We start from the raw sequence: 12,559 nt of genomic DNA on the forward strand, positions 1-12,559 counted from the left end.
CCACCCGTGATCAACACCGTGCCGTCCGCCTCCAGCGCCCGGGGCATCCGCAGCACCAACTTGCCCACATGCCTGGCCTGCGACATGAACCGGAACGCCTCCGGCGCCCGCCGCACATCGAACGACCGCACCGGCACCGGCACCAAGGCACCCGCCGCGAACAACGGCATCAGCACCGCGAACAACTCCGCGACCCCGTCCGCACCCGCCGCCTCGATCAGATCGAACGCCCGATACGACACACCCCCGAACCCGGCAGCCACCTCCCCCGCATCCCGCACATCCGTCTTGCCCATCTCCACGAACCGGCCACCCTCGGCCAGCAACCGCAACGACGCGTCCACGAACTCCCCCGCCAGGGAGTTCAGCACCACATCCACACCCCGGCCACCGGTGACCGCACGAATGCGCTCCTCGAACCCCAGCGAACGGGAATCCGCGATGTGGTCGTCCTCCAGGCCCAGCGAACGCAAGGTCTCCCACTTGCCCTCACTCGCCGTCGCGAACACCTCCGCCCCGAGATGACGGGCGATCTGCACCGCCGCCATCCCCACACCACCCGCACCCGCATGCACCAGCACCGACTCACCCGCACGCAGACCGCCCAGCTCCACCAGCCCGTAGTACGCCGTCAGGAACACCACCGGCACCGACGCCGCCTGCTCGAACGACCAGCCCCCGGGAACCTTCGTGATCATCCGGTGATCGGCGACGGCGTGCGGGCCGAAGCCGCCCTGGAACATGCCCAGGACCCGGTCGCCGACCGCGAGCCCGGTCACCCCGGGCCCCACCCCGGTGACCACACCCGCACCCTCGCCGCCCATCGACGCGGCACCCGGGTACATGCCCAGCGCGATGAGCACGTCACGGAAGTTGAGCCCGGCGGCCCGCACCGCGAGGGTGACCTGTCCCTCCCCCAGTTCCTCGCTCTCGGGGGCGGGCGGTGCCGTGACGAGGGCGAGGTTGTCCAGCGTCCCGGCCCTGACGGTGTCCAGCCGCCAGGGCCCGGCCGGCGGCACCAGCGCGCCGGACCCGCCGATCCGGCTCAGCCGGGGCGCGAGCAGGGTGCCGTCGCGCAGGGCGAGTTGGGGCTCGCCGAGGGCGAGGGACGCGCGGACCGCGACCGGCAGCAGCGGGCGGGAGCCGGCGGCCGTGTCCATGTCGATCAGCAGGAAGCGGTCGGGCTGCTCGCTCTGCGCGGAGCGGACGAGGCCGACGACCGCGGCGCGTCCGAGGTCGGGCACGGTCTCACCGGGTCCGGTGGCCAGGGCGCCCCGGGTGAGCACCACGAGCCGGGAGTCGGCCAGGCGCCGGTCGGCGAGCCAGGTTCGCAGGTCGGCCAGGGTCCGGGCGGCGGAGGTGTGCGCGCGTCCGGCGAGGCTCCCGGGCTGGTCCCGGGTGGCCTCCGGGGCGTTGTCCGCGGGGGTGAGCAGGGCGAAGTCCGGTGCGGGTGTGCCCGCTTCGACGGCGGCGCCGAGTGCCGCGGGGTCCGGGTACACGGCAGGGGTGATCCCCGCGGTGGCGAGGTCGGCGAGCAGCCGCTCGGTGGCCGGGGTGCCGGGTGCGCCGAGCACCGCCCAGCCGGCGTCGGTGCCGTCCGGGGCGGGCGCGGTCACTGGCTTCCACTCGACGGTGAACAGGGCGTCGCGGGTGGCGTCCCGGCCGCCGATGATCTGGTCGACGGCGACCGGCCGCAGCACGAGGGAGTCGGCGCGCAGCACCGGAGCGCCCTCGCTGTCGGCCACCAGCACGGTGACGGTGTCGGTGCCGTCGGGGATCAGCCGCACCCGGAGCCGCTGCGCGCCCGAGGCGTGCAGGGAGACGTCGTTCCAGGTGAAGGGGAGCAGGATGCGGGCGTCCCGGCCGCCGGAGCCGGCCAGTCCGTACGCCTGGAGCGCGGCGTCGAGGAGCGCGGGGTGCAGGCCGTACCGTCCTGCTTCGTCGCGTTCGCGTTCGCCGAGCGCGACCTCCGCGTACACCTCGGTGCCGGCCCGCCAGACCTGTTCCAGGCCCTGGAAGGCGGGCCCGTAGGCGTAGCCGGAGGCGCGGGCCTGCTCGTAGAAGTCGGCCGTGTCGAGGGGGACGGCGTCGGCGGGGGGCCAGACGGTCAGGTCGAAGTCGGCGGCCGGGGCGGCGGGGGCGAGGACGGCGCCGGCGTGGCGTTGCCAGCCGTCGCCGTCGTCGGCCCGGTCGGCGGCGGGGCGGGAGTGGACGGTGAGGGCGCGGCGGCCGGTGGCGTCGGGCGGTTCGACGACGACCTGGACGCGGACCGCGCCGGTCGGCGGCAGGATCAGGGGTGTCTCCAGGGTCAGTTCCTCGAGCCGGCCGCAGCCCGTCTCGTCGGCGGCGCGGATCGCCAGGTCGACGAAGGCGGTGCCGGGCAGCAGGACGGTGCCGGCGACGGCGTGGTCGCCCAGCCAGGGCTGGGTGCGCGGGGAGATCAGGCCGGTGAGGACGAGGTGGCCGTGTTCGGACAGGGTGGTGCCGGCGAGCAGCAGCGGGTGGTCGACGGGGGTGAGGCCGAGTCCGGCGGCGTCGCCGGCGCGGCCGGTGCCGGACTCCAGCCAGTACCGCCGGTGCTGGAAGGCGTAGGTCGGCAGCGGGACGCGGTGGCCGAAACCGGCGCCGAGGACCGCGGTCCAGTCCACCGGCAGGCCGTGCGTGTGGGCTTCGGCGAGCGAGCCGAGGAAACGGTCGACGTCCCGTTCGTCGCGGCGCAGGGTGCCCAGGGCCACGCTCGGCCGGTCCGTCCCGTCCAGCACCTCCTCGACTCCCGCGACCAGCACGGGGTGCGCGCTGATCTCGACGAAGGCGGTGTGGCCGGTGTCGGCCAGGGCGCGGACGGTCTCCTCGAACCGCACGGTCTGCCGGAGGTTGCGGTACCAGTAGTCGGCGTCGAGGCCGGTGGTGTCCAGGGGGGCGGCGGTGACCGTCGAGTGGAAGGGGACGCGGGCCGGGCGCGGCCGGGTCCCGGCGAGGACGTCGGCGAGCCGGTCCCTGATCTCCTCGACGTGGGCGCTGTGCGAGGCGTAGTCGACGGGGATGCGCCGGTGGCGTACGTCCTCGGCCGCGCACAGGGCGGCGAATTCGTCGAGTGCCGCGGTGTCGCCGGAGACGACGGTGGAGGCGGGACCGTTGACGGCGGCGACCGACAGCCGGCCGTCCCAGGGGCGCAGTCGGTCGGCGACCCGCTCGGCGGGTTCCCCGACGGAGAGCATGCCGCCGCGGCCGGACAGGGCCGTGATGGCCTGGCTGCGCAGGGCGACGATCTTCGCGGAGTCCTCCAGGCCGAGGGCGCCCGCGACGTACGCCGCGGCGATCTCACCCTGGGAGTGCCCGACGACGGCGGCGGGTTCGACGCCGCACGCGCGCCACAGTTCGGCCAGGGAGATCATCACGGCCCACAGCACCGGCTGGAGGACGTCGACGCGGGCGAACCACGCCTGTGCGGTGTCGGCGTCGGCGCGCAGCACCTCCTCCAGGGACCAGTCGACGTAGGGGGCGAGGGCTTGTTCGCAGGCGGCGATCTGCGCGGCGAACACCGGTGCGTGGTCGAGCAGTCCGACGGCCATGCGCGGCCACTGCGAGCCCTGGCCGGGGAAGACCCACACGACGCGTTCGCCGTGCCGGGCCGGTCCTTCGACGAGCCCCGCGGCCGGGGTGCCGGCGGCGAGGCTCTCCAGTGCGCGCAGGAGGTGTTCGCGGTCGGCGGCCCGTATGACGGCGCGGTGGTGCAGGGCCGACCGGGTGGCGTGCAGGGAGTGGGCCAGGTCGGTCAGGGGGACGGTCCGGCCCGGCTCGGACGCCAGGTGGCCGGCGAGCCGCGCGGCCTGGGCGCGCAGGGCCTCGGGGCTCTTCGCGGAGACCAGGAAGGGCAGGGCGGTGGTGTCGGGCGGGGCGAGCGCGCCGGGCGCGGGGTCGGCGGGCTCGGTGTCCGGGTCGGTGGCGTCCTCGGGCGCCTCCTCCAGGATCAGGTGGGCGTTGGTGCCGCTGATCCCGAACGACGAGACCCCGGCGCGGCGCGGTGCTGCGTCGGCGGGCCAGCTCCTGGCCTCGGTGAGCAGTTCGACGGCGCCCGCGGACCAGTCCACGTGCGGGGTCGGTTCGTCGACGTGGAGGGTTTGGGGCAGGACGCCGTGGCGCATCGCCATGACCATCTTGATGATCCCGGCCGCGGCGGCGGCCGACGTGGTGTGGCCGATGTTGGACTTCACGGAACCGATCCACAGCGGCCGTTCGGGGTCGCGGTCCCTGCCGTAGGTCGCGATCAGCGCCTGGGCCTCGATGGGGTCGCCGAGGGTGGTGCCGGTGCCGTGCGCCTCGACGGCGTCGATCTGGTCGGTGGTGAGGCCCGCGTCGGCGAGGGCGGCCCGGATGACGCGCTGCTGGGAGGGGCCGTTGGGGGCGGTCAGGCCGTTGCTGGCGCCGTCCTGGTTGATGGCGCTGCCACGGATGACGGCGAGCACGGGGTGGCCGTTGCGGCGGGCTTCGTCGAGGCGTTCCACCAGCAGCACTCCGACGCCTTCGGACCAGCCCATGCCGTCCGCGGACGCGGCGAACGGCTTGCAGCGTCCGTCGCCCGCCAGGGCCCGCTGGCGGCTGAACTCGACGAAACCGCCGGGGGTGGCGGTCACCGACACCCCGCCGGCCAGGGCGAGCGAGCACTCGCCGCGGCGCAGCGCCTGCACGGCCAGGTGGAGTGCCACCAGGGAGGAGGAGCAGCCGGTGTCCACGGTCAGTGCGGGGCCTTCGAGGCCGAACAGGTAGGAGATCCGGCCGGAGATCACGCTGCCCGCGTTGCCGGTGAGGACATAGCCCTCGATGCCCTCGGGCATGCGGGCCACGTCGGTGCCGTAGCCGGTGGGGGTGCCGCCGACGAAGACGCCGGTGTCGCTGGAGCGCAGCGCGTCGGGGGCGATGCCGGCCCGTTCGAACAGCTCCCAGGTGGTCTCCAGCAGCAGGCGCTGCTGGGGGTCCATGGCGAGCGCCTCGCGGGGGCTGACGCCGAAGAAGTCGGCGTCGAAGTCGCCGGCCGCGTCGAGGAATCCGGCCTCGTCGGTGTAGAAGGTGCCGGGGCGTTGCGGGTCGGGGTCGTAGAGTCCGTCGACGTCCCAGCCGCGGTCGGCGGGGAAGCCGCCGACGGCGTCGGTGCCGGCGGCGATGAGGTCCCAGAACTCCTCGGGGCTGGTGACGCCGCCGGGGAAGCGGCACGCCATCGCGACGATCGCGATCGGTTCGCCGTCGCGGGCGGTGGTCCGTCCGGCGGGGAGGGCGGTGCGTTCCTCCTCGCCGCTGAGGGCGGTCAGGATGTGCTTGGCGAGCACCTGGGAGGTCGGGTAGTCGAAGACGAGCGTGGTCGGCAGCGCCAGCCCGGTGGCCTCGTTGAGCCGGTTGCGCAGGTCCACGGCGGTGAGCGAGTCGAAGCCGAGTTCGCGGAAGGCCCGGTCGGCGGGGACGGCCTCGGGGGCGGAGTGGCCGAGGACCTTGGCGACCTGGGCGCGCACGGTGTCGAGGACGAGGGTGTCGCGCTCGGCCGGTGCGGCCTCGGCGAGGCGGCGGGCGAGGCCGCTGGTGGCGGGGGCGGCGGTGTCCTGCGGGGTGGCGGCGCTCAGTGCGCGCCGCGCGTCGGGGAGTTCGCCGAACAGCGGGCTGGGCCGCAGTGCGGTGAAGCCGGTGATGAACCGTTCCCAGTCGATGTCGGCGGCGACGACGACCGTGTCGTCCAGCTCCAGGGCGCGGTCCATCGCGGCGATGGCGGTGCGCGGGTCGATCATGCGGACGCCGCGGCTGGCGAGGATCTCGTGGGCCCGCTCGTCGTCGGCCATGCCGGCACCGGCCCACGGGCCCCAGACGAGGGAGGTGGCGGTGGCGCCGCGGGAGCGGCGGTGCTCGGCGAGGGCGTCGAGGTAGGCGTTGGAGGACGCGTAGACGCCCTGCATGCCGCTGCCCCACAGGCCGGAGATCGAGGAGAACAGCACGAACGCGTCGAGCGGGCGGTCGCCGAGGACGCTGTCGAGCACGGCCGCCCCGGCCACCTTGCCGGCGGCCAGCCGGGCGCTCTCGGCCAGGTCGGTGTCGGCGAGCGCGCTGGCCTGGCCCAGGCCGGCCGCGTGGACGACGACCCGCAGCGGCGGGCCCTCGGCGTCGATGTCGGCGACGAGCCGCGTCACGGCCTCGTGGTCCGCCATGTCGCAGGCGACGACGGTGACCTGCGGGCCCAGCGCGGTGAGCCGTTCGACGAGTTCACCGGCGCCGGGCGCGTTCATACCGGCCCGGCTGGTCAGCACCAGCCGCTCGGCGCCCCTCTCGGCGGCCCACCGCGCGACCTGCGCGCCGAGTCCGCCGGTGCCGCCGGTGACGAGGACGGTGCCGGTGGGCCGCGGGTCGCGTACCGGCGGCCGGTCCGCGGCCGAGGCGCGGACCAGCCGGCGGACGAGGACACCGGAGTCGCGTACGGCGGCCTGATCCTCGCCGTGGGCGCCGGTGAGGACGCCGGCGGCGCGGGCCCAGGCGCGGGCGTCGGGGCGGGCGGGCAGGTCGACGAGGCCGCCCCACAGCCGGGGGAACTCCAGGCCGACGACGCGGCCGATGCCCCAGACCCGGCTCTGGGCGGGGCGGGTCAGCGGGTCCCAGCTCGCGACGGAGACCGCGCCGCGGGTCAGGCACCACAGGGGGCCGCCCGGCGCGGTGTCGGCGAGGGCCTGGGCGAGGACGATCGTGGCGGCGACGCCGCGGGAGAGCGCGGGGTGGTCCTCCCGGGCCCGCTCCTCGAGGCCCAGCAGGGAGACGACTCCGGTGAACCCGTCGTCCGGCAGGTCGGCGCGGAGTGCGGCGATCCGCTCGGCCAGCGGCGCGCGGTCGACGTCGGCCGCCGTGACCGGCAGCCGCACCACCCGCGCGCCGTGCGCGGTGAGCGCCTCGACGCACTGCTCCCCGAACGCGGGGTCGTCGGCGTCGTCGGCGGACACCACGAGCCAGGTGCCGGTGAGCGTCGGGGCGGGGGTGGCGGTCAGGGGCCGCCAGACGACGCGGTAGCGCCATGCGTCGACGGTGGCGTCGAGGCGGCGCCGGTCGCGCCAGACGGCCAGGGTGTCGAGCGCCGGTGCGAGGGCGGCGCGCTGTGCCTCGCCGGTCGCTCCGAGCAGGGCGGTGAGGGCGTCGACATCCTGGCGTTCGACGGCTTCCCAGAAGCGGGCCTCGTCGGGCTGCGTGCTCCCCGCGGCGGGGGCGGGGGCGGGCTGTTCCGCGGGCGCGGACCCCAGCCAGAACCGCTCGTGCACGAACGGGTAGGTGGGCAGGTCGGCGCGGGTCGCGCCCGGCCGGGCGAGCAGCGGACGCCAGTCCACGTCGACACCGCCGACGTGGGCCTGGGCGAGCGCGGTGAGGAATCCGGTGGTGCTGTCCTCGTCGCGGCGCAGGGTGGCGAGCGAGAGCGCCTCGGAGCGGGCGGCCTCGATGGTGCCGAGGAGGGCCGTGGTGAGGACGGGGTGGGCGCTGGCCTCGATGAAGGCGTCGTGGCCCTGCCGCAGCAGCAGCCGTACCGTCTCCTCGAAGCGGACGGTGGCGCGGAGGTTGCCGTACCAGTACTCGGCGTCGAGGGCGTCGTCCTCCAGCGGGCCGGCGGTCACCGTGGAGTAGAACGGCACGGCGGGGGCGGTGGGCCGGATCCCGGTCAGCTCCGCCAGGAGCCGTTCCCGCAGGGACTCGACCTGGACGGAGTGCGAGGCGTAGTCCACCGGGACCGGCCGTGCCCATACGTCCGCCCTGGCGCAGTCCTCGAGGAAGGCGTCCAGGGCGTCCGGTTCGCCGGCCACCGTCACCGACGCCGGGCCGTTGACCGCGGCGACCGACACCCGGCCGTCGTGGGCGGCGATCAGCTCGGTCACCCGCTCCACCGGGGCGCCGACCGACGCCATGCCGCCCCGGCCAGACAGGGCGAGGATGGCCTTGCTGCGCAGCGCGACGACCTTCGCGCCGTCCTCCAGGGTCAGCGCGCCGGCGACGCACGCGGCGGCGATCTCGCCCTGCGAGTGACCCACCACGGCGGCGGGCCGCACACCGTGCGCCTGCCACAGCGCGGCCAGCGACACCATCACCGCCCACAGGGCGGGCTGGACGACGTCGACCCGGTCCAGCCAGTCGTCGGACTCCGAGCGCAGGACCGAGGTCAGTGACCAGTCGACGTGGGGTGCCAGGGCGTTCTCGCACGCGGCGATCCGCTCGGCGAACACCGGCGAGCCGTCCAGCAGGCCGGCGGCCATCCCCCGCCACTGGGAGCCCTGGCCGGGGAAGACCAGCACGGGCCGGGTGACCGGGCGGGCCGTGCCCCGCACCACGCCCGTGCCGGGTTCGCCGGCGGCCAGGGACTCCAGGCCCGCCACGAGGCCGGCGCGGTCGGCGGCCAGGACCACCGCGCGGTCCTCGAGGGCGGAGCGGTGCACGGCGAGGCCGAGTGCGACGGCGGGGAGCGGGGTGCCGGTGCCGGCCCGCGTGTACCGGGCCAGCCGGCCGGCCTGGGCCCGCAGGCCGGCCTCGCCGCGGGCGGACACGACGAAGGGCAGCGTGCCCGGCGTCGTGTGCGGTGCCGCGCCGTCCTCGTCCGCCGGGGCGGCGGGCTCGGTGACCGCCTCTTCGAGGATCACATGGGCGTTGGTGCCGCTGGCGCCGAACGCGGAGACGCCGGCCCGGCGCGGTTCACCGGCCGCGCGCGGCCAGTCGACGGTGTCGGTGAGCAGTTCGACCGCGCCGGACGACCAGTCGACGCGCGGCGTCGGCTCGTCGACGTGCAGCGTCCTGGGGAGGGTGCCGTGGCGCATCGCCATGACCGTCTTGATGACGCCCGCCACTCCGGCGGCGGCCTGGGTGTGGCCCAGGTTGGACTTCACCGCGCCCAGTCTGAGCGGCCGGTCGGGTGAGCGGCCGGGCCCGTAGGTGGCGATGAGGGCCTGGGCCTCGATGGGGTCGCCGAGCCGGGTGCCGGTGCCGTGCGCCTCCACGGCGTCGATGTCGGAGGGCGCCAGGCCCGCGTTGGCGAGGGCCTGTTCGATCACCCGTTGCTGGGAGGGGCCGTTGGGCGCGGTCAGGCCGTTGCTGGCGCCGTCCTGGTTGACCGCGGTGCCGCGGACGACGGCCAGGACGGGATGGCCGTTGCGGCGCGCGTCGGAGAGCCGCTCCACCAGGAGCATGCCGACGCCCTCCGACCAGCCGGTGCCGTCGGCGGCGGCGGCGAACGGCTTGCACCGGCCGTCGGGCGCGAGTCCGCGTTGCCGGCTGAACTCGATGAAGGCGGCCGGGGTGGCCATCACGGTCACCCCGCCGGCCAGGGCCAGGGTGCATTCGCCCTGCCGCAGCGCCTGGACGGCGAGGTGCAGGGCCACCAGGGAGGACGAGCAGGCGGTGTCCACGGTCACCGCGGGGCCTTCGAGCCCGAGGGCGTAGGAGACCCGGCCGGACATGACGCTGCCGACGCTGCCGGTGAGCGCGTAGCCCTCGACGCCGTCGGGCATGCGCTCCACACCGGCGCCGTAGCCGGTGGGTGTTCCGCCGACGAAGACCCCGGTGGGGCTTCCCTTCAGGCCGCGCCCGTCGACGCCGGCGCGTTCGAACGCCTCCCAGGCGGTCTCGAGGAGCAGCCGCTGCTGCGGGTCCATGGCGAGCGCCTCGCGCGGGCTGATCCCGAAGAAGCCGGGGTCGAAGTCGCCCGCGCCGTCGAGGAATCCGCCTTCGTGCGCGTAGCTGGTGCCGAGGTGGTCGGGGTCGGGGTGGTAGAGGGTGTCGACCGGCCAGCCCCGGTCGAGGGGGAAGTCACCGATCGCGTCGACGCCGTCGGCGACGAGCCGCCACAGGTCCTCGGGCGAACGGACGCCGCCGGGATAGCGGCAGGACATGCCGATGACGGCGATCGGCTCGGGCCGCTCCAGCTCCGCGATGCGGGCGCGGGCCCGCTGGAGGTCGACCGTGGCGCGCTTCAGGTAGTCCCGCAGCTTGTCTTCGCTGCCGCTCATGAGTGGTCACCTTTCGGGGCCTGCCCGGGGGCTTCGAGATGGTGGTCGAGCAGGGCGAACAGTTCGTCGTCGGAGGCGGTCTCGACGCCCGCCCCGTCCGGTGCCGCGGTGTCCTCCCTGCCGAGGGAGGAGAGCCGGTCCAGGAAGCGCCGCATGCGCAGCGCGACCCGGGCCCGGGTCTGCGGGTCCTCGTCCGCCACCCGGTCGAACGCGGCCTCCAGACCGTCGAGTTCGGCGAGGACGGGGGCGAGGAGGGAGCGGTCGCCGCCGGTCAGCTCGGCGCGCAGCCGGGCGGTCAGTTCGGCGGGGGTCGGGTGGTCGAACACCAGGGTGCCGGGCAGGTCGACGCCGGTGGCGCGGCTGAGCCGGTCCCGGAGGTCGACGGCGGTCAGCGAGTCGAATCCGAGGTCGCTGAACGCCTGGTCGGCCCGTACCTGGGCGCCCGAGGTGTGGCCGAGGACGGCCGCGACCTCGTCGCGCACCAGGTCCAGGAGGATGGTGTCGCGTTCGGCGGGGCCCGCCGCGGCCAGCCGTCCGGCCAGGCCGGGGTCGGCCGGGCCGGGGCCGGCCGCCGGGGCGGGCCGCGTGGCGAGGGCGGCGCGGGCCTCGGGAAGGCCGCTGAGCAGGGCGCTGGGGCGCAGGGAGGTGAAGCGGGGGGTGAAGGCGTTCCAGTCGACGTCGGCGACGATCACGCCGGTGTCTTCCAGGCGCACCGCACGCGCCATGGCCCGCACGGCGGCGGAGGGGTCCATCGCGCGCAGTCCGCGCCGGGCGAGCTGGTCCCCGTCGTCCTGCTCCGCCATGCCGCCGCCCGCCCACGGCCCCCACGCGAGGGACGTGGCGGCCAGGCCGCGGGTGCGCCGGTCCTCGGCGAGCGCGTCGAGGTGGGCGTTGGCGGCTCCGTAGACGCCCTGGGCGCCGCTGCCCCAGGCCCCGGCGATCGAGGAGAACAGCACGAACGCGTCGAGCGGACGGTCGCCGAGCACGGCGTCCAGGTGGGTGGCGCCCGCCGCCTTGCCCGCGGTGATCCGCGCGGACTCGACCGGGTCGGTGTCCGTGATCGGCGCGGCCTGGGTCACCCCGGCGGCGTGCACCACCGCGCGCAGCGGCGGCCCGTCGGCGTCGATGCGTCCCACGAGGGCCGCCACGGCGCTCCGGTCGGCCATGTCGCAGGTCTCGACGAGCACGCTCGTGCCGAGGGCGGTCAGTTCGGCCGCGAGTTCCTCGGCGCCCGGGGTCCGCGCGCCCCTCCGGCCGGCCAGGACGATCCGCTCGGCGCCCGCGGTGGCCGCCCAGCGTGCCACGTGCGCGCCCAGGCCGCCGGTGCCGCCGGTGACGAGGACCGTGCCGGCCGGCTGCCAGAGGGTGTCGTCGCTGTCGGCGGACGCGGCCGGCGCGGACGCGCGGGCCAGGCGCCGTACGCGGACGCCGTCGGGACGGATCGCCACCTGGTCCTCGGCGCCGTGGGCGAGGACGTCGGCGAGGCGGGAGAAGACGTCGGTGCGGCTCGGCGTCCCGGGCCCGTCCGGTACGGCGTCACACGTCGACGGGTCGTCGGACGTGCTCGTCGTGGCGGTGTCCGGGGCCGTGATGTCCACCAGGCCGCCCCAGAGGCCGGGCAGTTCGAGCGCGGCGCTCCGGCCGAGCCCCCAGATCTGCGCCTGTGCGGTGTGGGTCAGCGGGTCGGACGGCCCGGTGGAGACGGCGCCGGAGGTCACGCACCACAGTCGGCCGCCGGGGCCGGTGTCGGCGAACGCCTGGAGGAGCGCGAGGGTCGCGGCCAGGCCCTGGGTGAGACCGGGCAGATCGCGGTGGTCGCCCGGCAGGTCGGCCAGGAGCGACACGACGCCGTCGAGGGGGCCGAGTCCGCTCAGCCGCTCGGCGAGCGGGCCGCGTGCGCACTCGGGGGTGTCGACCCGGAGCCGGGTCACGCGGGCCCCGCGCTGTTCGAGTGCCCGTGCGCACGTGTCGGCGAGACGGCTCCCCGGACGGCTCACCACCGCCCATGTGCCGGTCAGCCGGGCATCCGTCGGTCCCGGCCAGGGGGCCCACTCGGCGCGGTACCGCCAGGTGTCCGGGTCGTCCGTGGCGCCGCCGTGGGCGGTCCGTGGGTCCGGCAGCGGGTCCAGCCAGTAGCGCCGGCGTTGGAACGCGTAGGTCGGCAGGTCGACGGGGGCGTCGCCGTGGCCCGTGAAGAAGACGGACCAGTCCACGGGTGTGCCGTGCGCGTGCAGCGCGCCCAGGGCGGAGACGAGGGCGGCCCGCTCCGGCCGGCCGCGGCGGACCGCCGGGACCGCGAGCGTGTCGGAGGCCGGGCCGAGGCACTCGCGGGCCATCGCGGTGAGCACCCCGTCGGGGCCGACTTCCAGCAGCACGGTCCCGTTCCGGACGTCCAGCGCGGTGACGCCGTCGGCGAAGCGGACCGGTTCACGGACCTGGCGCACCCAGTACTCCGGGTCCTCCAGCTGACCCGGCGCGGCGACCTCACCCGTGAGATCGGAGACGACGGGGATCTGCGGGGCCGCGTACGACACCCCCTCCAGCACCGTGCGGAA

General features: G+C 76.0%; 2 protein-coding genes. Both read right to left on the reverse strand.

The window, feature by feature from the left end; genetic code table 11:
- Positions 1–10,004, reverse strand: a 10,004-nt coding sequence (locus KUM38_RS42735) for a type I polyketide synthase (RefSeq protein ID WP_254398558.1), incomplete at its 3' end; no start/stop codon positions are given.
- Positions 10,001–12,559, reverse strand: a 2,559-nt coding sequence (locus tag KUM38_RS43185) for a type I polyketide synthase (RefSeq protein ID WP_217137236.1), incomplete at its 5' end; no start/stop codon positions are given. The genes KUM38_RS42735 and KUM38_RS43185, both read right to left, overlap by 4 nt.

Origin of the sequence: Streptomyces sp. AC558_RSS880, assembly GCF_019049255.1 — a bacterium.
Taxonomy (GTDB): domain Bacteria; phylum Actinomycetota; class Actinomycetes; order Streptomycetales; family Streptomycetaceae; genus Streptomyces.